This window comes from Bosea sp. 685, from assembly GCF_031884435.1.
Taxonomy (GTDB): domain Bacteria; phylum Pseudomonadota; class Alphaproteobacteria; order Rhizobiales; family Beijerinckiaceae; genus Allobosea.
Genome location: NZ_CP134779.1, coordinates 4,735,074 through 4,761,851 on the forward strand (window position 1 = coordinate 4,735,074; position 26,778 = coordinate 4,761,851).

A 26,778-nucleotide genomic window follows, 5' to 3' on the forward strand; every position below is an offset into this window, starting at 1 on the left:
CTTCAACTGGGATCACCGAGACCAAACGCCGTGCTGCATGTGTCCACTCGCGGGGAAGCGCCCGCGCTCTCCTTTTCCGATGCGCTTCTCGCCGGGCTTGCCCGCGATGGCGGGCTTTACGTACCGAAATCCTGGCCTGTCCTGCCGCAGAGCGAGATCGCGGGCTTTGCCGGCAAATCCTATACACAGGTCGCCGAACGCGTGCTCGGTGCGCTGACCGATGGCGACATCGAGACCAAGGCGCTGGGCGAGATGATCGAGGCGGCCTATGCCGGCTTCCGGCATCCGGCCGTCTGCCCACTGACGCAGCTCGGTGACAATCTCTTCGTGCTCGAACTCTTCCACGGCCCGACGCTCGCCTTCAAGGACGTGGCGATGCAATTGCTCGGGCGATTGATGGACCATGTCCTGGCCTTGCGCGGCGAGCGCGCCACCATCGTCGGCGCGACCTCGGGCGACACCGGCGGGGCGGCAATCGACGCCTTCAAGGGCCTTGCCCGCGTCGACGTCTTCATCCTCTACCCGCAGGGGCGGGTTTCGGATGTGCAGCGCCGGCAGATGACGACGGTCGATGCGCCCAATGTCCACGCCATCGCGGTCGATGGCACCTTCGACGATTGCCAGAATCTGCTGAAGGCGATGTTCAACCACCACGCCTTCCGCGACGAGATCGGCCTGTCGGGCGTCAACTCGATCAATTGGGCCCGGGTCGCGGCGCAGAGCGTGTACTACTTCACCTCGGCGGTGGCGCTTGGCGGCCCGGCGCGCAAGGTCTCCTTCGCCGTACCGACCGGCAATTTCGGCGATGTGCTCGCCGGCTTCGTCGCCAAGCACATGGGGCTGCCGATCCAACGATTGCTGATCGGCACCAACAGCAACGACATCCTGGCGCGGACGCTGGCGAGCGGCGTCTACGAGATGCGCGGCGTCGCCGCGACGACCTCGCCCTCGATGGACATCCAGATCTCGTCGAATTTCGAGCGTCTGCTGTTCGAGGCGCATGACCGCGACGGCGCCACTGTCCGCAGGCTGATGCAATCGCTGCAGCAATCCGGCCGTTTCGAGATCGCAGCCGGTCCCTTGGCGAAAATCCGCAATGAGTTCGACGCCACCGCGGTCGACGAGGCGCAGACCGCCGCCGAGATCGACCGGACCTGGCGCGAGGCGGGCTATCTGCTCGATCCGCATACGGCAGTGGGCCTCAGTGCGGCGCGGCGCGGCCTCGAAGCCGATCCGGCCACGCCGATGATCGTGCTCGGTACGGCCCATCCCGCGAAGTTCCCCGTGGCGGTGAAGGCGGCGAGCGGCGCCTCGCCTGCTTTGCCGGCCCATCTCGCCGATCTGATGGAGCGCCAGGAGCGCTTCACCTTGCTGCCGAACGATCTCGCCCGCATCGAGGATTTCGTCCGGCAGAATGCGCGGGCGATCAGGGGAGCGGCGGCATGAGTGCGACTGGACCGGCCGAGACAGCCGACATCGCGACGCCGACCAGCAACGGCCATGGCGTGCATGACCCCGATGTCGGGCTGACGACGCTGCCGTCTGGCCTGCGCATCGTCTCGCAGCATATGGACCATGCCGCGACCGTCTCGCTCGGCATCTGGATCGGCGCCGGCTCGCGCGACGAGCTGCCCCATGAGCACGGCCTCGCCCATCTGCTCGAGCACATGGCCTTCAAGGGCACGGCGCGGCGCAATGCGCTCGAGATCGCCGAGGAGATCGAGAGCGTCGGCGGCGATCTCAACGCCGCGACATCAGTCGAATACACCTGCTACACCGCCCGCGTGCTCGGCTCCGACCTGCCGCTCGCCGTCGACATCCTCTCCGATATCCTGACCGCGCCGGCGCTCACCGCCGAAGAGCTCAAGCGCGAGAAGGGCGTGATCCTGCAGGAGATCAGCGCCGTCCAGGATACGCCCGACGACCTCGTCTATGATCGCTTCCTGCAGGCGGCCTTTCCCGACCAGCCGCTCGGCCGGCCGATCCTAGGCACGGCCAAGACGGTCAAGGGTTTCGCGCCCGATGCGATCCGCGCCTATCTGGCGCGGCACTACCATGCCGGCAACATGGTGCTGGCGGCCTCGGGCGCCGTCGACCATGCCGAACTCGTCGCCCTGGCGGAAAAGCACCTCTGCGCCCTGCCCCCGGGCCCCGCCACCGCTCCCCCTCGCGACGCGGGCCACTATCGCGGCGGTGAGGCGCGGATCAAGAGCGACGAAGAGCAAGTCCATCTCGTTCTCGGCTTTCCCGGCCAGCCCTTCAGCAACGGGGCGCATTACCCGCTGCAGATCTTCTCCTCGGTGCTCGGCGGCGGGCTGTCGTCGCGGCTGTTCCAGCAGGTCCGCGAGCAGCGCGGCCTCGCCTATGCGGTCGACGCCTTCCACTGGCCCTTCTCGGATTGCGGCGTGTTCGGCATCAGCGCCGGCACCGCGCCCGAGGATGTCGGCGAATTGATCGATGTCGCGCTCGCCTGCCTGCGCCAGGCAGCCGAGGATGTCAGCGAGGTCGAAGTTGCGCGCGCCCGGGCACAGATGAAGGTTGGGCTTCTGGCCTCGCTTGAAAGCCCCGGCGGCAAGCTGGAACAGATGGCGCGCCAGGTCCTGCTCTTCGGCCGCGCCATTCCGCGCGAAGAGCTTGCCGCGCGTCTCGATGCGGTGACCCTGGAAGACGTTCGCGCCGCCGGGCGCTCGCTGCTCGGCCACCAACCGACGATCGCAGCGGTCGGCCCGCTGCAGGGCCTGCCGCCGGCCAAGCGCCTGCTCCACGCAGCCCGCGTCCCGGACTGAACCGCGATGGCGCTCTTCCGCTTCTCGACGGATCCCCCGACGCGCCCGCTGATCCGCACGCAAAACCTCGCGCTGCGCGCGCCGGTTGCGACCGACTACGCCGCCTGGGCCGTGCTGCGCATGGAAAGCCGCGAATTCCTGACGCCATGGGAGCCGGTCTGGAATGAGGACGACCTGACGCGCACCTCCTTCCGCCTGCGGGTCAAGCGCGCCGCCCGCGAGATCGCGACCGACGAGGCCTATTCGCTCTTCATCTTCGACACGCGCTCGGAAATCCTGCTCGGCGGGCTGACGCTCGGCCTCGTCAGGCGCGGCGTCGCCCAGGCCTGCACGCTCGGCTACTGGATGGGCGAGCGCCATGCCGGCAAGGGCTACATGACCGAGGCCGTGCGCGGCGCCTTGCGCTTCGCCTTCCAGGATCTCGCATTGCACCGCGTCGAGGCTGCCTGCCTGCCCAACAACGAACCGTCGAAGCGCTTGCTGGAACGGGTCGGCTTTCAAAGCGAGGGCATGGCGCGGGCCTATCTGCGCATCAACGGCTCCTGGGCCGATCATCTGCTCTATGCTGCCCTGTCCAGCGACCGCCTGCCGATGGACAAGTGACGGTGGGCTGGCCGATCCCTCGCCTTGCCCTCGCCATGAGCCGCCGATACGACTGGTTACTAGATCACGTCTCATTCGGACGATTCCGTCCGAATGAGACGTGATCGATTCTAAAAGTTTAGAGCGTTGCTCATGCGAAAAACCGGTACCCACTTTTTCGCGCAAGGCTCTAGAATTCGAATGATCTCTTCCCGCCCCAGCTCCGAGCCGCGTTTGTCCATTCCTGATCGACTTCTCCGGATTGGCCTCGCGCTTGCCGGCCTCGCGCTCTGGTTCGCCGTCGAAACGGCGAGCCCGGCGCTTGCCGTGGAAGCCGTGCGCGTCCCCGTCGACACCGCGGTGATCGACCTGACCAATGTGGTGGAGCGCAACAAGTCGGACGGCGACGTCATCCAGATCTCGACCGCGCCGGGGCCCGACGGCATCGTGCGCCGCATCGCGGTCAGGGCGCGCGAATCCGGTGCGCGGCCGGACTGGATCGTCTTCGCGCTGACCAATGATTCCGACGAGCAGATCGACCGGCTTTTGGTCGCGCCCTTCCACAGGCTGATCGGCTCAGGCGTGATCTGGCCCGATCTCGGCGACCGGCGCATCGAGGCTGTGACCGCGAGCCAGGGCCTCTCCCCCGACCGCGAGGCGAGCCCGGATGCCGACGTCTTCCTGATCACACTCGACCCCGGCACGACGGTGACCTTCGTCGCCGAGCTGAAATCGCCGAACCTGCCGCAACTCTATCTCTACGAGCAGGAGGCCTATCGCCAGAAGACCAACGGGCTGACGCTCTACAAGGGTATCATCATCGGCATCGCCGGCCTGCTGGCGCTGTTCCTGACCATCATCTTCGTGGTCAAGGGCGCGGTGATCTTTCCGGCTGCCGCTGCGCTGGCCTGGGCCGTGCTCGCTTATGCCGGGCTCGATTTCGGCTTCTTCCAGCGCATCTTCCCGCTGACTCCCGCGATCGAACGCATCTATCGCGCCGGCGCGGAGGTGGTGCTGGCGGCGACGCTGCTCGTCTTCCTCTTCGCCTATCTCAATCTCGCGCGCTGGCATGTGCGCTACAGCCACGTCACCATCGTCTGGATCCTCGGCCTCGCCGGGCTGTTCGGGCTTGCCGTATTCGACGCGCCGATGGCGTCGGGCATCGCGCGGATCTCGATTGCGGCGGTCGCGGCGGTCGGCTTCGTGCTGATCCTGCACCTGGCGACGCATGGCTATGAGCGCGCCGTGATGCTGATCCCGACCTGGTTCCTGCTCGCAGTCTGGGTCACCGCCGCCGGCTTCACCGTGACCGGGCAATTTCAACGCGATTTGGTCGCGCCTGCCTTGTTGGGCGGCCTGGTGCTGATCGTGCTGCTGATCGGCTTCACTGTGATCCAGCATGCATTCGCCGGCGGCGCGGTCTCGCAAGGCCTGGTCTCGGATACCGAACGGCGGGCGCTCGCGCTCTCGGGCGCCGGCGACCTCGTCTTCGACTGGGACGTCACCGCCGACAAGATCTTCGTCTCCCCGCAGATCGAGTCGCTGCTGGGACTGCCGCGCGGCTCGCTCGAAGGCTCGGCCGCGCGCTGGCTCGAACACATGCATGTCGCCGACCGCGATCGTTATCGCGTCACGCTCGACGCGGTGCTGGAGCAGCGTCGCGGCAAGCTCAACCTCGATTCCCGCCTGCGCTCGGCCAATGGCGCCTATCACTGGTTCAACCTCAAGGCGCGGCCGGTCATCGGCTCCGACGGCGAGGTCATCCGCGTCATCGGCACGCTGTCCGACGTCACCGAACAGCGCACCGCGCAGGAGCGGCTGCTGCACGACGCGGTCCACGACAACCTCACCGGCCTGCCCAACCGCAAGCTCTTCCAGGACCGGCTGGGCGCGATCTTCGGCTTCTGCCGCGCCGATGAAAACATCCGCCCGACCGTGATCGTGATCGACATCGACCGGTTCAAGCAGGTCAACGAATCCGTCGGCTTCTCCGCCGGCGATTCGATCCTGCTGACGCTGGCACGCCGGCTCGGGCGGCTGCTCAGGGCGCAGGACACGCTCGCCCGCATCGGCGGCGACACCTTTGCGATGATCCTGGTCTCGGAGCGCGACCCCGAGCGCATCCTGGCGCTGGCCGAACTGGTGCGCCGCGCCGTCTCGACGCCGGTGACCTTCGCGGAGCGGGAGATCTTCCTGACGCCCTCGATCGGGCTCGCTTTGTTCGACCCCGCGCCGGCCGCGCGCAAGGACGATGCGCTGAAGAACGCCGAACTCGCCATGGCCCATGCCAAGCGCCAGGGCGGCAACAAGATCGAGGTCTTCGTGCCGGCGATGCGGACCGACCGTAACGACCGGCTGGCGCTCGAAAGCGATCTGCGCCGCGCCATCGAGCGCGGCGAGATCCAGGTGATGTACCAGCCGATCGTCAGGCTGGAAGACCGCACCATCGCCGGTTTTGAGGCGCTGGTGCGCTGGGACCATCCGCGCGAGGGGCGGTTGATGCCGCAGGACTTTCTCGCCATCGCCGAGGAAACCGGGCTGATCGTCGATCTCGGCGTCTATGTCATGGACCGCACGGCGCGCGAGCTGGAAGCCTGGCAGGCGGCGCTCGAAGTCGACCCGCCGATCTTCGCCAGCGTCAATGTCTCCAGCCGGCAATTGCTGCGCCACGACCTGCTGCACGACGTCAAGACCGTGCTCGGCCGCCGGCGCGTGCTGCCCGGCACCCTCAAGCTCGAAATCACCGAGAGCCTGGTGATGGAGAACCCGGAATACGCCGCCCAAATGCTCAGCCGCATCCGCGATCTCGGCGCCGGGCTGTCGCTGGACGATTTCGGCACGGGCTACTCCTCGCTGTCCTATCTGCAGCGCTTCCCCTTCGACACGATCAAGGTCGACCAGAGCTTCGTGCGCCAGATGGGCAACGGCAAGCCGCCGGTGATCCTGCGCTCGATCGTCCAGCTCGCCGCAGACCTGCACATGGACGTGGTCGCGGAGGGCGCGGAGAGCGAGTCCGACGCGATCGAGCTCTACCAGCTCGGCTGCCAATACGCGCAAGGCTATATCTTCGGCCAGCCGATGAGCGCGGCCGAGGCGAGGCGCCTGGTCGGGGCGGCGGCCGCGAGCTCGTCCGAAGCCGCATAACCTTTCCGGTCGCCAAGAAACCGACCAGAGAGCCTGTTTTATCGGATCATCCTCGACTATGACGCTTATGGCAGGGCGTGTTCCTGGCCAGCAGCGCCGCCTGCCCCGTTGAGAGTAAAGATGGATAACCCGTCCCGGTCCGAACGATCCCGCAATGCCATCATCCAAGCGGCACTCGTCATCATTGCCCGCGACGGACCGGGCCGGCTGACCCTCGACGCCATCGCCCGCGAGAGCGGCATCAGCAAGGGCGGCCTGATGCATCAATTCCGCACGAAGCGGGATGTCCTCAAGGCGCTTCTCCAGCACCAGATCGAGCATTTCGAGCGGTTCTCCCAGGATCACCTGAGAGATATCGGGCCCTCAGGGCCGGAGCCGGCGCTTTCGACCGAGATCGCGGTCTCACGCGAAGCAATCGCGCAGCCTCATTCCGTCTTCTTCGCCATACTCGGGGCCGTCGCCGAAGAACCCGACCTGCTGTCGATGGTCAGGGAGCTCAGCGCCCAGAAGCTCGAGGCGATCAAAGCCGAGGCGAATGATCCCGATCTCGCCCTTCTGCGCTGGTTGACCGGCTGGGGGTTGGCCCTGACGACCATATTGGGGCTTTCCCCCCTGAGCGAACAGGACCGTCAGAGATTGTTCGCGCGCCTGCTGGATCCCCGGCAATGGTCCCCGCATTCGCCGGGATGACGTAGCGGCTCCGAGCCTGAACCCACTCGGGCGCACCGCCCCGCAAGCGCGTGCCGAGCAAAGGCTTCGCTCTTTCTGCAGCACTTCGCATCGAAGCTGAAAACGGCCGGGTCATCCCGGGCGTAACCCTCGGGTCCGGCCTTCGGCCGGCCCAAGGGCCAGCTCCGCGCAGACTCGGGATCCATTCCCGAACGCCAATCGGTGGGTTCAGGAATGGACCCCTGCTCGGCGCCGCTGACGGGGCTTGTCCGGGATGACCAGCTCCCGATTCCAATTGAACGCATCTCCTCTACAAAACCGACCAGTCGGCTTGTAGGTTGGATTCGCTGATGCTAACCTGCGGATGATGAGTGGAGACGAGAACACATGACCGCAGCGGCACAAGCCAGCCATCCCTGGGTAGGCCAAGGACAAACTCCGGCGAAGCCCTTGCCCGGCGCAATCTAGACGGCGCGTCGATCGCGTGCCTCTCGAAACCCTATCAAAGGAACGCCCGTGTTCAGCTCATTCAGAGTGTCGCGAATGGCCATGCTTCTGATGCTGTGGAGCGTCGTGAGCGAGCGCGCAGGCGCAAAATCGGCAGCCCGTCGTGAAACGCGCGGCGCCGTCGAACAATCGTAACGCTCACGTCTGGAATCACGGGTCCGCTCGCGGACATGTGGTGCGTCGGCCGGTCTGTGCTTTGCCCCAACCTCACAGGCCGGTCGCTCGTGCCTCCGGCATGATCCTTAGAGAGAAGGTTGATTCGCGAGCAGGCGCTCAGGCGTGCCCGGCCTGGCTCGACAGGAAGGCCGGGTCGATGCCGATCTTGCCCAGAGCGCGGTGATATTTCGTCTCGATGCCATCGTCGAAGAGCAGCTCCGGATCAGCCGCGCAATGCAGCCAGCCATTCGACTGGATCTCGCTCTCGAGCTGGCCCGCAGCCCAGCCGGCATAGCCCAGCGCCAGGATTGCGTTCTCCGGCCCGCTGCCGATGGCGATGGCGCGCAGGATGTCGAGTGTCGCCGTCAGGCAGATACCGTCATCGATCGGCAGCGTCGCCGATTCCAGGAAGAAATCAGCGGTGTGAAGCACGAAGCCGCGTTTGGTCTCGACCGGCCCGCCGCGCAGCACCTGCATACGCTCGGCCTGGCTCGGCAGGCGGATCAGCTCCTCGGAGGGGATGACATCGAGCTGGACCAGGAGGTCGGGGAACTTGGTGTCGGCGGCCGGCTTGTTGACGATGATCCCCATCGCCCCATCCTCGGAATGGGCGCAGACATAGATGACGCTGCGACTGAAACGCGCGTCGGTCATGCCGGGCATCGCGATCAAGCATTGCCCGTCGAGATAGCTGCGACCGCTGACGCGCTGATTTGAGCCGATCTTCATGGCGTCTATGCTAGATCACTTTCCCCCGCGCTGGGAACCGGGGGGCGCACACGAAAATCGGAGATCGCGATTGCGCCCCAATCATGCTTCATCCACTGGACGCATGCACTTCACGCAATCGTTGCCGAAAGTCAGTGGACTGTATTCGCTATTTCGCGCCGAAACACATAAGTCAGCATCGTGAAACTCGTTTTGACCTTGCTCGCGATCGTCGCCTCGGCGCTGAGCGCCCCTGCCCTCGCGCAGGAGGCGGTGATGTCGTCATGGTCGAAGGGCGACAATGCGTCGCTGCGCCTGATCGCGGGCGCGACCGCAGCTTCGGGCAAACAACGCGTCGGCATCGAGATCGCGCTGGCGCCGGGCTACAAGACCTATTGGCGCAGCCCCGGCGATTTCGGCGTGCCGCCGGTATTCGACTGGAGCGGCTCGGACAATGTCGGCGGCCTCGATGTGCGCTGGCCGGCCCCCGAACGCTTCCCTGATGGCGCGGGCTATTCGCTCGGCTATATCAGCGAGGTCGTCATCCCGGTATCGGTGCAGCCGGTCGACCCGGCCAAGCCCGTCATGCTGGTGCTCAAGCTCGACTATGCCGTCTGCGACAAGATCTGCATTCCCACCAAGGGCGAGGCCCGGCTCTGGCTGGAGCCCGGCGTCACATCCGTGACCTCGCCGCGGCTGGAGCAGTTCGAGGCACGCGTCCCGGTGCGCGCCAAGCTCGGCGAGCACAAGGACATGCTGTCGATCGCCGAGGCGCGGCTGGACGAAACCTCGCCCGTACCGGGTCTCAAATTCGTGCTGCGCACCCCGCCCGACGGCAAGGTCGAGGATGTCTTCGTCGAGGGGCCCGGCATGTGGTCCTTCGGCAAGACCGTGCTGATGCCGCAGGCCGACGGAACCATCCTCGCCAAGGTCAGGCTCAAGGACAGGCCCAAGGGCGCGTCTGGGCCGACACCGTTCATCGTCACATTGCGCGGCTCGCCGAATGCGGTCGAGACGCGGCTGGAACTCGACATCCCCGCCGCCAAGCCCTAATTCGTGAGCCTCGCGGCGCTGGCCGCAGGCTTCACGGAGAACAGGCGCGATGACCATCAAGGTAGGTGACAAGCTTCCCCAGGCGACGTTCCGGGTGATGACCGCGGACGGCCCGGCCGCCAAGACGACCGACGACCTGTTCAAGGGCAAGAAGATCGTGCTCTTCGCCGTTCCCGGCGCCTTCACGCCGACCTGCCACAAGAACCATCTGCCGGGCTATCTCAACAACGCCGCCGACATCAAGGCCAAGGGCGTCGATGCGATCATGGTCACAGGCGTCAACGACGTCTTCGTCATGGACGCCTGGTCGAAGGCGACCGGCGGCGCCGGCGTGATCGAGTTCCTCTCCGACGGCAATGGCGACTTCGCCAAGGAAATCGGCCTCTCGCTCGACGGCTCGGGCTTCGGCCTCGGCACCCGCTCGCAGCGCTATTCGATGATCGTCGAGGACGGCGTCGTGACCTCGCTCAACATCGAGGAAGGCCCCGGCAAGGCCGACATCTCCGGCGCCGAGAACCTGTTGACGCAGCTCTGAGCCGCACTCGGCCGCGCAGATACGAGCCCGCGACGCCCAGCGCCGCGGGCTTTTTCATGCACCGGGTTCGGGTCTGCCGTGGGGAAAGAAAAAGGCGTCGGAACTCCAGCGAGGGGCGCGGGGAACCCCTCTCCTGTAAGGAGAGGGGCAGGGGTGAGGTGTAGGCCCCCAGACCAGTTAGACGCCAACCTCACAACGAGGCAGCGGTGAGGTCACAAGCCAAAGCGTCAAACGGCCGACCCCTCACCCTGCCCTCTCCCACCAATCTCGGGCTCGCCCGAGATTGGCATCCATCGTGATCCAAGTCGGAAACATCCGACTTGGAGTGGAGAGGGTTCCCCGCGCGTGCCATTCAGGATTCGCACAAAGCCAGACCCGAAACCGTCGCGGCGCAAGCCGGCCGAGGTTTTTGGGCGCGCCCTGCCGTCATGCTCGGGCTTGACCTGAGCAGCTCTGAAACCAGCGTCTTCCCGTCATGAGATTCTTGGGTCTGCAGCAGACGCGTCCGCTCCCGTCGTCAGCTCTCGAACGACAACTCGAGACGCTGTTCGGCTTTCGCAGCAATGTCGCAAAGCCTTGAGGTCGCGTCGGCATCGATCAGCAGGGCAACCCGATCCGGGATGCCGGCCGTCGACATGACATCAACCGCCGCGCCGGCCGGCGACAGCGATCGAACGGTGCATCTGAGAGAGGTCTTGCCTCTGTTGAACACCAGGCGCCCCGCCTTCATGACGCGGTGAGCGTCACCCGATCGCGGACGATGGCCCGGCTTCGCCAGAGAAACCTGCCGGCGCAGCTCGAGCAGGTCGGTGGCGATGCCGCCCATCTCCGCCAATATCGCGCTGTTATCGGCGCTGAAGCTGCGCGGGCGGGTGTCCATCGTGCAAAGCGTCCCGATCGCATGACCGTCCGGCGAGCGTAGCTGAACGCCTGCATAAAACCGGATATAGGGTTCGCCCCGCACGAACGGATTGTTCGAAAACCGCTCGTCGATCGTCGCGTCCGGTACGATCAACGCGTCCGGCAGTTGGATCGCCATATTGCAGAATGCCGGCTCTCGATCGGTCTCGCAGGTCGTCATGCCCTGTTGCGACTTGAACCATTGCCGGTGGCCGTCAATGAAAGTGACGGTGGACATCGGGACATTGAAGACGCGCCTCGCCAGGCGTGTCAGCCTGTCGAAAGCCTCCTCAGGCGGACTGTCCAGCACGTCATATGACGCAAGCGCGTCAAGGCGCGCCTGCTCGAGCAAGGCCGCGGGGCTCGCGATGGCTGGTGGCAAGATGAGCTTCACAGCGCGATTTCGGCCCCCAATGCTTACTATTTTGCAAAAATGGAGTGCCTGATACGTAACTGCCTCGGCAACATCATTGGCGGCATTCCCAACCATGGCCTGGTGGAGGGATTGCGGTCCCTGCGCCTTTTCGGTGAACGCGCTCCCCTTCCCCCCTGGCGGGGGAAGGTGGATCGGCGAAGCCGAGACGGATGAGGGGGCGCTGTGAGTTCTCCGCCTACCCGAACGCGACGCCAACCGGACAGGGCACGGCGCCCCCTCATCCGGCGCTGCGCGCCACCTTCTCCCACCAGGGGAGAAGGGAAGAGGCTGTCGCGGATCGGCTCTCCCGCCGGCACGAGATGCGCGAGCGGCTTCAGGCCCATGCCGCGGTGATCGATGCGATCTCGCCTTGTCATGAGACAGCTCCCGAGGGGCGCGCTAGCTTCGGCGCCTATCTTGGGGGCACAGCCATGTCAGACATCACCATCCGTCCGCTCGTCGCGAGCGACCGCGCCGCCTGGAACCCGCTCTGGCAAGGCTACCTGACCTTCTACAAGAGCGCCCTACCGCCAGAGCTGTACGACTTGACCTTCGCCCGCCTCACCGGCGGCACGGAGCCGATGGGCGGTTTCGTCGCCGAACGTGACGGCCAAGCTCTCGGCATCGTCCACTGGGTGCTGCACCGCACGACCTGGAGCGCGAAGGACATCTGCTACCTGCAGGACCTCTACACCGTGGCCGAGGCGCGCGGCAGCGGCGTCGGGCGCAAGCTGATCGAGGCCGTGCGCGAGATGGCCCAAGTCAAGGGCGCCTTCCGGGTCTATTGGCAGACCCATGAGACGAACCTGCAGGCTCAGGAGCTCTACGACAAGGTCGCGGATAAATCCGGCTTCATCGTCTATCGGCAGGCGCTGAGCTGAGGCGCTCGGCAGCGGATGCAGAGGACAAACCGGCACTGCTGACGCCGGCTGACAGTGGGCGTCATGGAACCGACATACGCGGTGCCGAGAGTCGGAGCAGGATCAATGCGAAAGAACCGGTTCCCACTTTTTCGCATCCTGCTCTAGCCGAAGCGGTCTTTGCTGAACTGCCTGCCAATGCGTTTTTTACGCCTCGATACGAGCTATCTGCGCCTTCTGGCCTGCCTCGCCGTCGCGCAGGTCGTCGGATGGGGGACGCTCAGCCTGCCAGCCGTCGCCGGCTCGGCCATGGCAGGCGATCTCAGCCTCGGCCTGACCGTCATCTTCGCAGGGCCTTCGGTGCTTTATGTCGCGATGGGGCTATGGGCGCCGATGCTGGTCCCCGTCTTCACGCGCCATGGTGCTCGCAAGGTCATGATCGCCGGCTCCACACTGGCGGCGCCAGGCCTCGTCCTGCTTGCCCTGTCGCAAGATCTCTTTTCCTATTTCGCGGCCTGGGTCGTTTTGGGCAGCGCGGGCGCGGCCACGCTTTCAACCGCGGCCTATATCTTTCTCAATGAAACCCTCGGCCAGCAGGCGAAAAGCGCCATCGGCGCGCTGATGCTGGTGACGGGCTTGTCCAGCAGCGTCTTCTGGCCACTGACGGCCTTTCTCATGCAGACGATCGGCTGGCGGGGCGCTTGTCTCGTCTTCGCCGCAGCGATGCTCCTCATCTGCGTGCCGATCTACAGCTTCGGGCTCGGCGTCCGCGCCCTTCATCGTGCTCCGGCCGGGGCGCATGCGGTACAGGGCGGCAAGGCGCCGGTGACGCGCAGCACCTTCTATCTCGTCACCACGTCCATCACCCTCAACGCTTTCGTCACCCTCGGGCTCTCGGCCGTGCTGATCGAACTTCTCAGGGCACGCGGACTGTCGATGCCGCAGGCTGTCGCGTTCGGCTCATTCCTCGGCGTGATCCAGGTCGCGGCACGAGGCATCGACCTCCTCGGCGGCGGGCGCTGGGACGGCGTCTCGACCGGCATCGTCGCTGGCAGCCTGCTTCCCATCGCAATGATCCTGCTGATCGTCGCGGGCGGCACGACGCCGGGCATCGCCGGCTTCATCCTGATCTACGGGCTCGGCAGCGGCGCACTCGCCGTCGCGCGCGCGACCATCCCGCTCGCATTCTACGACAAGGCCGACTACGCGCGGGCCGCCTCGCGCATCGCGCTGCCGCTCAATCTGCTCTCGGCCTCGGCCCCGCCGGTGATGGCCGGGACGCTCAGCCATTTCGGCGTCGACATGGTCCTCGCGCTGGCGATCCTGTGCTCGTCGCTGGCGTCAGTCCTCCTGATCGTGCTCAGAGTCCGCCGCCCAGCCCTCGCCCCGGCGGAATGAGGAGCGCTCGAGACTGCACCGGCGCATTGCCGCATATGCGCCCATGCAATCTCAGCGCTGCAACCGCTCCCTATATGAGGGACAGATTCGCCATACGGGCGCCACGCAAGCCGCTCGGCCATCCTTTTTCCGTGGAACGCAGTCGCGTTCGCGGGCAGCCACAGGCGTTGAGCCATGAAGACAATCGGTTTCCTCTCGTTCGGGCATTGGACGCCCTCGCCGCAATCCCAGACGCGCTCGGCGGGCGACACGCTGCTGCAGTCGATCGATCTCGCAATCGCGGCCGAGGAGCTGGGCGCGGACGGCGCCTATTTCCGCGTGCACCATTTCGCGCGCCAACTCGCCTCGCCCTTCCCGCTGCTTGCGGCCGTCGGCGCCAGGACGAGCCGCATCGAGATCGGCACCGGCGTCATCGACATGCGCTACGAGAACCCGCTCTATATGGCGGAGGATGCCGGCTCCGCCGATCTCATCGCCGGCGGGCGCCTGCAGCTCGGCATCAGCCGCGGCTCGCCGGAGCAGGTAATCGATGGCTGGCGCTATTTCGGCTATGAGCCGGCAGAGGGCCAGAGCGACGCCGATATGGGCCGCAAGCACGCCGAGGTCTTCTTCGACCTGCTGCGTGGACAGGGTTTCGCCAAGCCCAGCCCCCGGCCGATGTTTCCCAACCCGCCCGGGCTGCTGCGGCTCGAACCCTATTCCGAGGGGCTGCGCGAGCGCATCTGGTGGGGCGCCGGCTCCAACGCCACCGCAATCTGGGCCGCCAAGCTCGGCATGAACCTGCAAAGTTCGACGCTCAAGAACGACGAGAGCGGCGAGCCCTTCCATATCCAGCAGGCGAAGCAGATCCGCGCCTATCGCGAGGCCTGGAAGGAGGCCGGACATGCGCGCGAGCCGCGCGTCTCGGTCAGCCGCAGCATCTTCGCGCTGGTGGACGATCGCGACCGCGCCTATTTCGGCGGCGGCAACCAGGGCGACGACCAGGTTGGCTTCATCGACGACAACACCCGCGCGATCTTCGGGCGCAGCTATGCGGCCGAGCCGGACAAACTGATCCAGGAGCTGGCGCAGGACGAAGCGATCACTGAGGCCGATACGCTGCTGCTGACAGTGCCCAACCAGCTCGGCGTCGCCTACAACGCCCATGTCATCGAGATGATCCTGAAGCACGTCGCGCCGGCGCTTGGCTGGCGCTGAGGCTCAGCCATCGCCGTCATTTCGGGCTTGCCCCGGGATCCATCGGAGGGCCCCCGCGCTCTACGATGGATTCCGAAGCGGCGCGGCTTCGCCGCTTGTCCGGAATGACGGACTGTTTCCGCGGAAAATCAGCGTGCTCTACACGCCCTCGACGATGCGGAGATCGCGCTCCGCTCCGCCGGCGAGCGCGGCCAGGGCTTCCTGATAGGCCGGGCTGTCATGGGTCGCCTGCGCTTGCGCGACGCTGTCGAACTCGATGAGCACGGTGCGCTGCTGGAGCCCAGCCTCGTAGACCTGTGCCGGCAAGCCGCGCGCCAGGAATCTGCCACCGCCGGCGGCAATGGCCGGGCCAGCCAGCTTGGCATAGGCCGCGAGCGCGTCGGGATTGCTGACCGAGCGATAGGAACTGAGCCAATAGGCTTTGGGCATCGCGAGACTCCGTGGACATGAACCGTTCAGGCCGACGATCCTCTCACAACCTGGTCCGAGCTGGGAAGGGGCGGCGCCATGCCCGTGCGCCCTACCGACCCGGCTGGAACGGCGCCATGCCGGCACGGGCGAGCGCGTCGGTGCGCTCATTCATCTCGGCCCGGCATAGCCCTTGACTCATGTCCACTCGATCATGTGGCGGCCAAGCGCGCTTCCCCCACTACAGTTCCGAGAGCGAGCCCCAATGCGGCACATGCGCCGCGAGTTTGTCGAGCAGACGGTCGAACTGCTCGCGCTCCGACGGCGACAGGCAGGCGAGCATGGCCGCCTCGCGGGCGCGCAAGGCGGGCGCGTAACGCTGATAAAGCGCACGGCCCGCATCGGTGATGAACAGGCGCTGGCGGCGACTGTCGGCGCTGTCGGCCTGCCGGCGGATCAGCTCCTTCTTCTCCAGCGCGATGACGGCCCGGCTGACGCCCGCCTTGAGATGGCCGGAGAACTCGCAGAACTCGGCCGCCGTGATCCCGTCGCGGAAATGCAGGGCGAGCAGGATGACGATCTCCGGCCGCGTCAAACCGAACTCCGCCTCGATCCGGCGGAATGACGGCTCGCGGTAGAAGTTCAGGACGTAGCCGATCTTGTAGGCGGTCGGGATATCCGTGCCGTTGAGGATGGCCCGCAACCCATCCTCGCCGTCACCCACGTCATCAGATTCCGATATCGGTCTCATATGAGACTTTTTTGTTGCTGTCATGGCGCCGCAGTCCTACCATCCCCGGCAATGAGAGGACATCGCCTCGTAGCGATCTCCCGGGGAGGATCGCATGAACGTCACGGCTCCTGCCGGCTTCCGCGCCGTAGCATCGACGGCCTCATACGGTCGCGCCTTCTTCAGCGGCACGCCGGCGCATCCGATCTATGTCGACCATATCCCGGCCATGACGGCGCAGCCTCGCCTGCCGGTCGTCATGGTCCATGGCGGATGCCATACCGGGCAATGCTATCTCGCAACGCCCGACGGCCGTGAGGGTTGGGCCGCTCGTTTCGCGACGGCCGGCCATGCTGCCTTCATCGTCGACTGGCCCGGCCATGGGCGCTCGCCGGCCTGCGAGGACCTCGCGCGGCTGCCGACCCGCGACATCGCCGAGGCTCTGCTCGCGCTCCTCGACAGGGTCGGCCCGGCCATCCTGCTCGTCCACTCCGCCAGCGGGCCGATGGGCTGGTGGATCGCCGAGCGCGCGCCGCATGCGGTTGCCGCCATCATCGGCGTCGCGCCGGGAGCTCCGGCCAATATCCTGCCGGTTCTGCCGGACGATCCTGCCGCCATCGCCCGGCTGAGCCACGATGTCAGCCTCGGCTGCCCGGTGATGCTGCCGGAGGATCGCCCCGTCACGGTCGATGATGCGTTCATGCGCAGCTTCTGGGCCAATGCGCCGCGCTTCCCGCACCAGGCCTTCGCGCAATATCGGCTCTCGATCGTTCCCGAGAGCGCCCGGCTCTTCAACGAGCGCTTCAACATCGGTGGACGCGGCCTGCGGATCACCGACCCGGCCGCGCTCGCAGGGACCCCGATCCTGATCGTGACGGGCGAGCACGACCCGCGCCATCCGCGCGCCATGGACGAGGCGACGGCCCGCTATCTCGGCGCCGAATTCGTCTGGCTGCCGGATGAGGGCATCACCGGCAACGGCCATATGCCGATGATCGAGGACAACAGCGACGTCGTCGCCGACCGACTGATCGGTTGGCTGCGCAGCCGCAGCCTCTGAAAACCGCATTCAATCGAGACGCCGCGGCAAGCGGCCGTAAAGAGGGGAGAAACACCATGAAGACCACTCTGCTGGCCGGGGCGCTGCTGGCGCTGACCGGCCTGGGCACCGCACAGGCGCAGGTCAGCGACGATGTCGTCAAGATCGGCGTGCTCACCGACATGGCCGGCGTCACCGCCGACATCACCGGCAAGGGTTCGGTCGTGGCGGCCGAGCTTGCCGTGAAGGAATTCGGTGGCACGGTGCTCGGCAAGCCGATCCAGATCGTCGCCGCCGACCATCAGCACAAGGCCGATCTCGGCACGACGATCGCGCGCCAGTGGTTCGATATCGACAAGGTCGATGCGATCGTCGACGTGCCCAATTCGGCCGTGGCGCTGGCCATCCAGTCGCTCGCCCGCGAAAAGAAGAAGATCGTGATGTATTCCGGCGCCGGCACGACGGCGCTGACCAACGAGCAATGCTCGCCTTACGGCTTCCACTGGACCTACGACACCTATGCGGTGTCGCACGGCACGGCCGCGGCAGTGGTGAAGGCCGGCGGCAGCTCCTGGTTCATGCTGGCCGCCGACTACGCCTTCGGCCACCAGTTGCAGAAGGACGCGACCGATGTGGTGGAGGCCAATGGCGGCAAGGTCATAGGCTCCGTGCGCCATCCCTTGAACAACGCCGATTTCTCGTCCTTCCTGCTGCGGGCGCAGAGCTCGGGCGCGAAGGTGATCGGCATCGCCAATGCCGGCAACGACACCATCAACGCGATCAAGCAGGCCGGCGAATTCGGGCTGACGGAACAGGGGCAGAGCCTGGCGGCCTTGATCTTCTTCCTGCAGGACGTCCACAGCCTCGGGCTGAAGGCGACCCAGGGCACCTATCTGACCACGGCCTCCTACTGGGATCGGGACGAAGCCTCGCGCGCCTGGTCGAAGCAGTTCATGGAGCGCACGGGCATGATGCCCTCAATGCTCCATGCCGGGGTCTACGGCTCGGTGCTGCACTACCTCAAGGCGATCAGGGAGGCGGGCACCGACGATCCGGACAAGGTCGCGGCCGCGATGAAAGCCATGCCGATCAACGACGCCTTCACCAAGGGCGCGACGATCCGCGCTGACGGCCGGATCTTGCGTGAAATGTACCTCGCCCGCGTCAAGAAACCGGCGGATTCGAAGGGCCCCTGGGATTATTTCGAGATCGTCAGGACGATCGCTCCGGAGGAGACGGTCTGGCCGCTATCCGAGAGCAAATGCCCGGCCGTGGCGAAGCCATAGGCGGCGCGGGCGCGCCAGCTCATCTCACCGCCCCGGCTTGAACGGCGCCATGCCGGACCGTGCGAGCGCATCGGCGCGCTCGTTCATCTCGTTGCCGGCATGGCCCTTGACCCATTTCCACTCGATCTTGTGGCGGCCGAGCGCAGCGTCGAGGCGCTTCCAGAGCTCCTCGTTCTTGACCGGCTTCCTGTCGGCGGTCTTCCAGCCGTTCTTCTTCCAGCCATGGATCCAGGCGGTGATGCCCTGGCGCAGATACTGGCTGTCGGTGTGCAGCGCCACGGTGCAGGGCCGCGTCAGCGTCTCCAGGGCAGAGATCGCGCCCATCAGCTCCATGCGGTTGTTGGTGGTCATGGCCTCGCCGCCGCAGAGATCTTTCTGCGTGCCCTTGAAGGAGAGGATCGCCCCCCAGCCGCCGGGACCGGGATTGCCCGAGCAAGCGCCATCAGTCCAGATTTCGACAACGTCGCTCATCGTCTCAATCCATAATCCCGTGCATCAGACACGCGCTGGTGGAAGGCGAGCTTGCGGTCGTATTCGAGCGGGTCGAGCGGCTTCACCAGGGCGCCGGGCGGCACGTTCAGCCAGTCGACCAGCCGCGTCACCAGGAAGCGCAGCGCCGAGCCGCGGCAGAGCTGCGGCAGCGCCGCGACCTCGGCCGCCGTCAACGGGCGGACGCTCTCATAGCCGGCCAGCAGCGCCTGGCCCTTGGTCAGGTTGAAGGAGGCGTCCGCCTCAAAGCACCAGGAGTTCAGGCAGATGGCGAGGTCGTAGGCGAAGGCGTCGGTGCAGGCGAAATAGAAGTCGATCAGCCCCGAGAGCCTGTCCTTGATGAAGAAGACATTGTTGGGGAAGAGATCGGCATGGATGACGCCGCGCGGCAGATCCTGCGGCCAGGAGCGCTCATGCGCTTCGATCTCGGCCATTACGCGCCGCCCGAGCCCCGGCGAGACCGTCTCGGCCGCCGCGCCAGCCTGCTCCGCGAGAGGCCGCCAGCCCGGCACCGCCAGCGAGTTCACTCGCTCCATGCCGAAATCCGCGCCGGCCTGGTGCAGCAAGGCAAGCCCGCGCCCGACCTCGGCGCAATGCGTCGCATTGGGGCGGCGCACCGAAATGCCGTCGAGGAAGGTGACGATCGCGGCCGGGCGGCCCGCAAGTTGGCCCACCGCCTGCCCATCCTTGTCTTTGACAGGGAGCGGGCAGATCAGGCCGCGCCCGGCCAAATGCTCCATCAGGCCGATGAAGAAGGGCAGATCGCTTGCATCCACCCGCTCCTCATAGAGCGTCAGGATGAAGAAGGCCTGCGTCGTGTGCAGCAGGAAATTCGAGTTGGAGACGCCCTCGGCGATGCCCTTGACGGCCAGCAGGTCGCCAATGCCGTAGCGCGCCACGAAGGCGGCCAATTCATCATCAGGGACTTCGGTATAGACGGCCAAGGGCTCGCTCTCTTGCTTGCGCTCACTCGGCCGCGGTCGGCGCCGCTTCACCGCGCAATTCGCGCGGCAGCGGGAAGAACACGTTCTCATCGGCCGTCGAGACCGTCTCGACGCGCACCTCGTAACGCTGCGCGAAAGCGTCGATGATCTCCTCGACCAGCACCTCCGGCGCACTCGCGCCAGCCGTGATGCCGAGGCTGCGGATGTTGCCGAAGACCGACCAGTCGATCTCGTCGGTGCGCAGGACGAGCCGCGCCGCCGGGCAGCCGGCGCGCTCGGCGACCTCGCGCAGGCGCTGCGAATTCGAGGAATTGGGCGAGCCGACGACGATCAGCGCCTCGACCTGCGGCGCGACGCGCTTGACCGCCTCCTGACGGTTGGTCGTGGCGTAGCAGATGTCTTCCTTATGCGGCGCGATCAGAGCGGGAAAGCGCGTCTGCAAGGCAGCGACGATCTCGCGGGTGTCGTCCACCGAGAGCGTCGTCTGCGTGACATAGGCGAGCGGCTGCTCGGCCGGCGGCTCGAGCGCGGCGACATCGTCGAGCGTCTCGATCAAGGTGATCGCGCCAGCAGGCAATTGCCCCATGGTGCCGATCACCTCGGGATGGCCGGCATGGCCGACGAGCAGGATGTGGCGGCCGCGCTTGTGATGCACCTCCGCCTCGCGGTGCACCTTGGTGACCAGCGGACAGGTCGCGTCGATGGCGAAGAGATTGCGCTCGCCGGCCTCGGTGGGAACCGATTTCGCCACGCCATGGGCGGAGAAGATCACCGGCCGCGTCGCATCGGGCACCTGCGACAATTCGGAGACGAAGACCGCCCCCTTCCGCTTCAGCGATTCGACGACGTATTTGTTGTGCACGATCTCATGGCGGACATAGACCGGCGCGCCATGCAGGATCAGCGCCTTCTCGACCGCGTCGATGGCGCGCACAACCCCGGCGCAGAAGCCGCGGGGAGCACAGAGCAGAATGTCGAGCGGCGGTTTCACGCGCGGATATCGTTCCAGAGAATGAGCGTCTTCTTTCGGGGTGAAAGGGGCGATGTCAAGGAAACCGCGCATCGGCGGCTGCATAGCCGGGCAGCCATCGCAGCGGGTGCGGCTTGTTGACAGATAAGTTGATATCAACTTATCTTCGTCGCATGCCTGCTGCCAAGATCCCGTTTGAGACGACCCTGATGGTCCGCGACCGTTGCCTGTGCCTGCACGCGCAGCGCGCGGCACGCGTTCTGGCGCGGCGCTTCGACGAGGCGTTGCGCCCATACGGCCTGACCAACGAGCAATTCTCGCTGCTGATGGCGCTCAACCGCCCGACTGCGGCCTCGATCAACCAGATCGCCAGCGTGCTCGGCGCCGACCGCACGACCTTGACCGCAGCCCTGAAGCCGCTGATGCGCGATGGGCTTGCGACGATCCACGCCGATACCAGGGACCGCCGGGCTCGCCGCGCGGCCCTGACGCCGGCCGGCCATGAGCGGCTCGCAGCCGCGCTGCCGGTCTGGCTTGCCATGCATGAGGCTCTGGAAGCGACGCTCGACGCTCCAGACCCTGCACAAACGCGACACGGTCTCACCCTCCTGGCCAGTTGGCCGGGCATGACCGCAAGTTCGCACAACCAGGAGAGAACGCCATGACGACCCATGTCTCCACGACCCAGGTCTCCACGCCTCATGTCTCCGCCTTCCGCTGGGTTCCGCCCTTCGCGCAGGGTCATGTCCGCGACCTGCGCGTGCGCTGGGCTCTCGAAGAAGCCGGCATCCCCTATGAGGCGACGCTGATCGGCCGCGACGACCAGACCTCCGAGGACTATCGCGCCTGGCAGCCCTTCGGCCAGGTGCCTGCCTATCGCGACGGCGGCGTCGAGATGTTCGAATCGGGCGCGATCGTGCTCTATTTGTCGCGGAAATCGACGGCGTTGGCGCCCGAGGACGAAGCCGGCCGCGCCCGCGTGGCGACATGGATCCTGGCGGCCCTGAACTCGATCGAGCCGCATGTCTCCGGGCTCGCCAGCACCGACATCTTCCACAAGGGCGAGGCCTGGACGATCGAGCGCCGGCCACAGATCGTCGAGATGGTGGTCATGCGTCTGCAGGCGCTGAGCAATTGGCTCGCAAGCAAGGACTATCTCGAGGGGTGCTTCACGGCCGGCGACCTCATCATGGCGACGGTGCTGCGCGATGTACCCGACGACATCCTCGCGCGTTTCCCCACGCTCGAAGCCTATCGCGCGCGCTGCCTCGCTCGCCCGGCCTTCGCCCGCGCGCTGGAGGCGCAGATGGCGCCATTCCGCCAGAACGCGCCGGCCGCCGCCTGACCGACATCGAGCGCATGCTCTGCATTGGGATAAACCATGGCCGAGCGCTCACGGCCCTCGCAGGATCGCCATCGACCACCTAGATTGGGGGCGTCGGCCTTGGAGCCGCCGCCCCAACCGATGAGCGCTCCATGGCCGATGTCTCCCATACCAGCTACCTGCCACCGATTCTGACCTTCTGCGCCGGCGCCGTGATCGCGGTGCCGCTGTTCCGGCGGGTCGGGCTTTCGGCTGTGCTGGGTTACCTCGCGGCCGGCATCATCATCGGCCCCTCGGTGCTGGCCGTGATCAAGGATCCCGACGCGATCCGCGGCACAGCCGAGATCGGCGTCGTGCTGCTGCTCTTCCTGGTCGGGCTCGAATTGCAGCCGTCGCGGCTCTATTCGATGCGCAAGGACATTCTCGGCGCGGGCCTCGCCCAGATGGCGCTGAGCGCGGGCGTCATCGGCGCGGCGGCCTGGTGGTTCGGTCTGTCCGTCGGCGGAGCGGTCGCGGTCGGGCTGGCGCTGGCGTTGTCTGCGACCTCGATCGCGCTGCAATTGCTGGAGGAGCGCGGCGACGGCAACGAGCCCTATGGCCGGCGCACCTTCTCGATTCTGCTGTTCCAGGACATCTCGATCGCACCCGCTTTGGCGATCCTGCCGCTGCTGGCGACGACGACCGAAGCCAAGCCCGGCGGCGCGGGCCAGGCTCTGGCAGGTCTGGGCATCGCCTTCCTCGCCATCGCGGTGATCGTGCTGGCGGGGCGCTATGTTCTGAACCCGTTCTTCCGCATCCTGGCCAAGACCGGCGCCAAGGAGGTGATGACGGCAGCCGCCCTCTTCATCGTGCTCGGCGCGGCGCTGCTGATGGAGCATGTCGGGCTCTCGATGGCGATGGGCGCGTTCCTGGCTGGCGTGCTGCTGGCCGATTCGCATTTCCGCCATGAGCTGGAAGCCGATATCGAGCCGTTCCGCGGCGTGCTGCTCGGCCTGTTCTTCATGGCGGTCGGCATGTCGCTCGACTTGAAGCTCGTGCTCGACAACTGGCTGCTGCTGGCCTTGGCCGCGCCGCTCCTGGTGCTGTTCAAGATCGCGGTCGCGGCCTCGATCCTGCGCGCGTCCTGTTCCTCGATGACGGAGGCCGTGCGGGCTGGCGCGCTGCTCTCGCCCGCCGGCGAATTCGCCTTCGTGCTGCTGCCGCTCGGCGTCTCGCTCGGATTGCTCGACGAGCGTCAGGGCGCGATCGCGACGGCGCTGGCGGCGATCTCGATGCTGATCGGCCCGGTCGTCGCCAAGCTCATCGACGGCATCCTGCTCTCGCGTGCCACGCCCGAGACGATGGATGAGGATTTCGAGGGCGTGGACGCGCCTTCCGTCGTCGTCATCGGTTTTGGACGCTTCGGCCAGATCGTGACGCAGGCACTGCTGCTGCAGCATGTCGACGTCACGATCATCGATTCCGATGTCGAGCGCATCCGCTCCGCCGCCAAATTCGGCTTCAAGATCTATTATGGCGACGGCACGCGGCTCGACGTGCTGCGCGCGGCCGGGACCGGCAAGGCCCGTATCCTGTGCATCTGCATCGACAACAAGGACGCGGCCCTGCGCATCGTCGAGATGGCCAAGGCCGAGTTCCCGAATGTGCGCCTGCATGCGCGCGCCTATGACCGCATCCACGCCATCGACCTGATGAAGGCCAATGTCGACTACCAGATGCGCGAAACCTTCGAATCCGCGCTCGGCTTCGGCCGCGTCACCCTGGAGGGGCTCGGGCTGAACTATGACGAGGCGAGCCTGGTGATCGACCATGTCCGCGACCGCGACGCCCAGCGCATGGAGATCCAGTTCACGGAAGGCATCGCGGCTGCGCTCAACAAGGTGCCGCGCGTCACGCCCGAGCCGCTGGTCCAGCCCAAGGGCAAATCCAAGGCTCTCACGCCCGAGACCCAGGAGGTCATCGAGGATGGCGGGGCTGAGGTCGCTGTCGGCGGCGTCGGCGAGCCCGAGCGGTGAGCGCGCCCCCAGTCGGGCCGCAGGCGGTCTTCGTCAGCGGCTCGATCATGCGCCATGTCGCGGTGATGACGGCGACAAGCTCGGCCGGGCTGATGGCGGTCTTCGTCGTCGATCTCCTGTCGCTGCTCTACGTCTCCTGGCTCGGCCGGCCGGAGGCGACGGCAGGCGTCGGCTATGCCACCATCGTCCTGTTCCTGATGATCTCGATCAATATCGGGCTGATGATCGCCGTCACGGCCTTGACGGCGCGCGCGCTCGGCGCGGGAGACCGGGACGGCGCAAGACGCCTCGCCGGTTCGACGCTTGCGCTGATGACACTCTCGGCGTTGGCGCTGAGCATCATTGTCCTGCCCGGGCTGCCCTGGCTGCTGCGCGCGCTCGGCGCCCATGGCGAATCCTATGCGGTGGCCTATTCCTTTCTCTGGATCGTGTTGCCGTCGAATATGCTGATGGCGCTCGGCATGGGCTTTTCCGGCGTGCTGCGGGCCGTCGGCGATGCCAGGCGTGCCATGTTCGTCACGCTCGGCGGTGGGCTGGCGACCGCAGTGCTCGACCCGCTCTTCATCTTCGGTCTCGGTCTCGGCCCCAATGGCGCGGCCTGCGCCATCGTTCTGGCACGCATCATCATCGCGGCGGTCGGCTTCCATGGCGCGGTCAAGGTTCATGACATCGTCGCCAGACCCAGCTACGCCGCGCTTGCGGAGGATACGGGCAAGACCATGGCGATCGCGGGGCCGGCGATCCTGACCAATCTGTCGACGCCGATCGCCAACGCCGTCTTCGCTAGCCTGATGGCGCGTTTTGGGGATGGCGCGATCGCGGCGCTGGCGATCATCGACCGGCTCGTGCCCGTTGCCTTCGGCGCGCTGTTTGCGCTGTCGGGCGCGGTCGGGCCGATCCTCGGCCAGAACTGGGGCGCCGGCCGCTTCGACCGGATGCGGCGCGGCCTGACCGATTCGGCGCTCTTCGCGGTCGCCTGCGTCGTCGTTGCCTGGCTCCTGCTCGTGCTGCTGCGCGGGCACATCGTCACGGTCTTCGGCGCGACGGGGCTGACGGCGGAGCTGGTGGCGTTCTTCTGCCTGATCGCGGGGCCGATGTGGATCTTCGTCGGCCTGCTCTTCGTCGCCAACGCCGCCTTCAACAATCTCGGCATGCCGCTGCTCTCCACGCTGTTCAGCTGGGGCCGGGCCACGCTCGGCACGATACCGCTCGCCTTCGTGGGAGCCCATTATGCGGGGCCGAAGGGCGCACTGGTCGGCAGCGTGTTCGGCGCCGTCGTCTTCGGCGTCGTCGCGCTCGTCTTCGCCTATCGTGGCATCGCCCGGCTGGAGCGCGAGGGCGCGTCACGCGCAGGCTCGCTTGCCTCGCGAACTGGCGCTGCTATCGTTCCGCTCCAGGCGGCGGCAGACCGCAGATAGATCATCGCATCGCTCCCGCTTTCCGGCGCGATGCCTGAACCGGAGGCGCGCCATGATGAACCTGTTCGAGATGATGCAGCAGGCCCAGAACGGGCAGGCCATGCAGAACATCGCCCGGCAATACGGGCTCAGCCAGCAGCAGACGCAGTCGGCGATCGAGGCCTTGCTGCCCGCCTTCTCGATGGGGCTGCAGCGGCAGACGCAGAATCCCCAGGCCTTCGGGAACCTCGCGCAGATGATGACCGCGACGCCTTTCGGGCAAATGTTCGAGACCGGCGGCGGCGCCATTCCCAGCCACGCGCAGACGATGGGCAACGATGTGCTGAGCCAGCTCTTCGGCTCCAAGGATGTCAGCAACGCCGTCGCGGCGCAGGCAGCCGCAACGAGCGGCGTCGGCCAGGCCATCCTCAAGCAGATGCTGCCGGTGATCGCCTCCATGGTGATGGGCGGGCTGTTCAAATCGGCGAATAATCAGGGCCTCGGCGGCATCCTCGGGCAGTTCACCGAGATGATGCGCGGGCAGATGCCCAGCCAGCAGCCGACATCGCCGCCGCCCCAGCAGGCCCCCGCCAACCCGCTCGACACCATCCTCGGCGGGCTGTTCGGCAATAACCAAGCATCGACGGGCCAACCTCAGGGCGGCCCCTTCGGCGGCGGGCAGATGCCGGGCGGCCAGGCCAGCGGCAACCCGCTCAACCCGCTGGATGGCGGGCTGCTCGGCCAGATCCTGACCGGCATGCTGGGCGGCGCGCAGCAGCCCGACGCCCAGCCCGCGCCGGCCCCGACGAGCCGCAGCACTCAGGCCCAGCCGCAAGAGCAGCCAGACGACGCCCCGCCGCCTTCCTCGGCGACCGGACCGGGCTCGATCGGGCTCGATGCGCTGAACCAGATGTTCGAACATGGCCGGCAGGTGCAGGACAGCCATCAGGACGCGCTGAAATCGATCTTCGACGGCATGTTCGGCGGCCCGGGCCGGCGCTGACCCTGAAAAGGAGGGTGGGCGTCAAGGCAACAAGCGCCGCTCGGTCTAGAGACGGATGCGAATACCGGTTTCCACTTTTTCGCATCCTGCTCGAAAGCCGCCTCGCCGCCCGACGCCTGTTGGATGCCGGGAATTGCCCTTGCTTTGACGGCTGGTCCCGGCGATCCGTTATGGAGCGCGCGATTCAGGTCGCGATGCTTGGCGCCTGATCAGATGCTTGGCGCCCGATCACAAGGCCTCCCAAGGGAGCGCATGGATGCTCT

At 66.5% G+C, this 26,778-nt stretch carries 24 protein-coding genes; 17 read left to right on the top strand and 7 right to left on the bottom strand.

What is annotated here, in order from left to right; all coding sequences use genetic code 11:
- The first annotated feature begins 30 nt into the window (after nucleotides 1-30).
- The 5 genes from thrC to RMR04_RS23390 all read left to right on the top strand — a co-directional run bounded on the left by thrC (nucleotide 31) and on the right by RMR04_RS23390 (nucleotide 7,202).
- Nucleotides 31-1,446 (top strand): threonine synthase, encoded by a 1,416-nt coding sequence (gene thrC / locus RMR04_RS23370; protein ID WP_311910868.1) that lies wholly within the window; start codon nucleotides 31-33, stop codon nucleotides 1,444-1,446.
- A 122-nt stretch (nucleotides 1,447-1,568) separates the two neighbouring features.
- A complete protein-coding gene (locus RMR04_RS23375; RefSeq protein ID WP_311915917.1) occupies nucleotides 1,569-2,786 on the top strand; it encodes a M16 family metallopeptidase in 1,218 nt (405 codons plus the stop codon).
- Nucleotides 2,787-2,792: 6 nt separating this feature from the next.
- Nucleotides 2,793-3,389 carry a GNAT family N-acetyltransferase gene (locus RMR04_RS23380; RefSeq protein ID WP_311910870.1) on the top strand — a complete coding sequence of 199 codons (597 nt, stop codon included), beginning with the start codon at nucleotides 2,793-2,795 and terminating at the stop codon, nucleotides 3,387-3,389.
- Nucleotides 3,390-3,569: 180 nt separating this feature from the next.
- Nucleotides 3,570-6,512: an EAL domain-containing protein gene (locus RMR04_RS23385; RefSeq protein ID WP_410492148.1), complete on the top strand. Its 2,943-nt coding sequence runs from the start codon at nucleotides 3,570-3,572 to the stop codon at nucleotides 6,510-6,512.
- Nucleotides 6,513-6,632: 120 nt separating this feature from the next.
- The gene (locus RMR04_RS23390; protein ID WP_311910872.1) at nucleotides 6,633-7,202 is read left to right on the top strand and encodes a TetR/AcrR family transcriptional regulator; all 570 of its coding nucleotides are present in this window, start codon (nucleotides 6,633-6,635) and stop codon (nucleotides 7,200-7,202) included.
- 759 nt (nucleotides 7,203-7,961) lie between these two features.
- On the opposite strand, the gene RMR04_RS23395 is transcribed toward RMR04_RS23390, so the two are convergent.
- A complete protein-coding gene (locus tag RMR04_RS23395; protein ID WP_311910874.1) occupies nucleotides 7,962-8,573 on the bottom strand; it encodes a YqgE/AlgH family protein in 612 nt (203 codons plus the stop codon).
- Nucleotides 8,574-8,753: 180 nt separating this feature from the next.
- Here RMR04_RS23395 and RMR04_RS23400 point away from each other — a divergent pair, with 180 nt between their 5' ends.
- Together RMR04_RS23400 and RMR04_RS23405 are read left to right on the top strand one after the other, a co-directional pair.
- Entirely contained in the window at nucleotides 8,754-9,605 is an 852-nt protein-coding gene (locus tag RMR04_RS23400; protein WP_311910876.1) for a protein-disulfide reductase DsbD domain-containing protein, read from the top strand.
- Between the two features lie 49 nt (nucleotides 9,606-9,654).
- Nucleotides 9,655-10,140, top strand: coding sequence for a peroxiredoxin (locus RMR04_RS23405; RefSeq protein WP_311910878.1), 486 nt, complete (start codon nucleotides 9,655-9,657; stop codon nucleotides 10,138-10,140).
- 517 nt (nucleotides 10,141-10,657) lie between these two features.
- Here RMR04_RS23405 and RMR04_RS23410 read toward each other — a convergent pair.
- A complete protein-coding gene (locus RMR04_RS23410; RefSeq protein WP_311910880.1) occupies nucleotides 10,658-11,434 on the bottom strand; it encodes a GAF domain-containing protein in 777 nt (258 codons plus the stop codon).
- 452 nt (nucleotides 11,435-11,886) lie between these two features.
- Here RMR04_RS23410 and RMR04_RS23415 point away from each other — a divergent pair, with 452 nt between their 5' ends.
- The 3 genes from RMR04_RS23415 (at nucleotide 11,887) to RMR04_RS23425 (ending at nucleotide 14,910) form a co-directional block, all read left to right on the top strand.
- Nucleotides 11,887-12,336 (top strand): GNAT family N-acetyltransferase, encoded by a 450-nt coding sequence (locus tag RMR04_RS23415; RefSeq protein ID WP_311910881.1) that lies wholly within the window; start codon nucleotides 11,887-11,889, stop codon nucleotides 12,334-12,336.
- Between the two features lie 177 nt (nucleotides 12,337-12,513).
- Nucleotides 12,514-13,713 (top strand): MFS transporter, encoded by a 1,200-nt coding sequence (locus tag RMR04_RS23420; RefSeq protein ID WP_311910883.1) that lies wholly within the window; start codon nucleotides 12,514-12,516, stop codon nucleotides 13,711-13,713.
- A gap of 174 nt (nucleotides 13,714-13,887) precedes the next feature.
- Nucleotides 13,888-14,910 carry an LLM class flavin-dependent oxidoreductase gene (locus tag RMR04_RS23425; RefSeq protein WP_311910884.1) on the top strand — a complete coding sequence of 341 codons (1,023 nt, stop codon included), beginning with the start codon at nucleotides 13,888-13,890 and terminating at the stop codon, nucleotides 14,908-14,910.
- A gap of 138 nt (nucleotides 14,911-15,048) precedes the next feature.
- On the opposite strand, the gene RMR04_RS23430 is transcribed toward RMR04_RS23425, so the two are convergent.
- Both RMR04_RS23430 and RMR04_RS23435 read right to left on the bottom strand, forming a co-directional pair.
- Nucleotides 15,049-15,339, bottom strand: coding sequence for a DUF1330 domain-containing protein (locus RMR04_RS23430; RefSeq protein ID WP_310152390.1), 291 nt, complete (start codon nucleotides 15,337-15,339; stop codon nucleotides 15,049-15,051).
- A gap of 220 nt (nucleotides 15,340-15,559) precedes the next feature.
- Complete coding sequence (locus RMR04_RS23435) at nucleotides 15,560-16,042, bottom strand: MarR family winged helix-turn-helix transcriptional regulator (protein ID WP_311910889.1); 483 nt, start codon at nucleotides 16,040-16,042, stop codon at nucleotides 15,560-15,562.
- Between the two features lie 121 nt (nucleotides 16,043-16,163).
- On the opposite strand from RMR04_RS23435, the gene RMR04_RS23440 reads away from it, so the two are divergent.
- Nucleotides 16,164-17,108, top strand: coding sequence for an alpha/beta fold hydrolase (locus RMR04_RS23440; RefSeq protein WP_311910891.1), 945 nt, complete (start codon nucleotides 16,164-16,166; stop codon nucleotides 17,106-17,108).
- A 56-nt stretch (nucleotides 17,109-17,164) separates the two neighbouring features.
- Nucleotides 17,165-18,373, top strand: a complete 1,209-nt coding sequence (locus RMR04_RS23445; RefSeq protein ID WP_311910893.1) for an ABC transporter substrate-binding protein — start codon at nucleotides 17,165-17,167, stop codon at nucleotides 18,371-18,373.
- A gap of 24 nt (nucleotides 18,374-18,397) precedes the next feature.
- Here the strand turns inward: RMR04_RS23445 and rnhA are convergent, their stop codons facing one another.
- The 3 genes from rnhA to ispH are packed head-to-tail and all read right to left on the bottom strand — an operon-like array spanning nucleotide 18,398 to nucleotide 20,797.
- The gene (rnhA, locus tag RMR04_RS23450) at nucleotides 18,398-18,844 is read right to left on the bottom strand and encodes a ribonuclease HI (protein ID WP_311910894.1); all 447 of its coding nucleotides are present in this window, start codon (nucleotides 18,842-18,844) and stop codon (nucleotides 18,398-18,400) included.
- Nucleotides 18,841-19,806, bottom strand: a complete 966-nt coding sequence (locus RMR04_RS23455) for a homoserine kinase (protein WP_311910896.1) — start codon at nucleotides 19,804-19,806, stop codon at nucleotides 18,841-18,843. The genes rnhA and RMR04_RS23455 overlap by 4 nt, the downstream gene beginning before the upstream one ends.
- 22 nt (nucleotides 19,807-19,828) lie before the next feature.
- Nucleotides 19,829-20,797, bottom strand: a complete 969-nt coding sequence (ispH, locus tag RMR04_RS23460) for a 4-hydroxy-3-methylbut-2-enyl diphosphate reductase (RefSeq protein ID WP_311910897.1) — start codon at nucleotides 20,795-20,797, stop codon at nucleotides 19,829-19,831.
- A gap of 188 nt (nucleotides 20,798-20,985) precedes the next feature.
- On the opposite strand from ispH, the gene RMR04_RS23465 reads away from it, so the two are divergent.
- The 5 genes from RMR04_RS23465 (at nucleotide 20,986) to RMR04_RS23485 (ending at nucleotide 26,515) form a co-directional block, all read left to right on the top strand.
- Nucleotides 20,986-21,441 carry a MarR family winged helix-turn-helix transcriptional regulator gene (locus RMR04_RS23465; RefSeq protein ID WP_311910898.1) on the top strand — a complete coding sequence of 152 codons (456 nt, stop codon included), beginning with the start codon at nucleotides 20,986-20,988 and terminating at the stop codon, nucleotides 21,439-21,441.
- Nucleotides 21,438-22,121, top strand: coding sequence for a glutathione S-transferase family protein (locus RMR04_RS23470; RefSeq protein ID WP_311910899.1), 684 nt, complete (start codon nucleotides 21,438-21,440; stop codon nucleotides 22,119-22,121). Before RMR04_RS23465 ends, RMR04_RS23470 begins: the two co-directional genes overlap by 4 nt.
- A 131-nt stretch (nucleotides 22,122-22,252) precedes the next feature.
- Nucleotides 22,253-24,115, top strand: a complete 1,863-nt coding sequence (locus RMR04_RS23475) for a monovalent cation:proton antiporter-2 (CPA2) family protein (protein ID WP_311910901.1) — start codon at nucleotides 22,253-22,255, stop codon at nucleotides 24,113-24,115.
- Nucleotides 24,112-25,533: an MATE family efflux transporter gene (locus RMR04_RS23480; RefSeq protein WP_311910902.1), complete on the top strand. Its 1,422-nt coding sequence runs from the start codon at nucleotides 24,112-24,114 to the stop codon at nucleotides 25,531-25,533. The genes RMR04_RS23475 and RMR04_RS23480 overlap by 4 nt, the downstream gene beginning before the upstream one ends.
- Before the next feature lie 52 nt (nucleotides 25,534-25,585).
- On the top strand, nucleotides 25,586-26,515 hold the full coding sequence (locus RMR04_RS23485) for a DUF937 domain-containing protein (protein ID WP_311910903.1): 930 nt from the start codon (nucleotides 25,586-25,588) through the stop codon (nucleotides 26,513-26,515).
- Nucleotides 26,516-26,778: the final 263 nt, after the last annotated feature.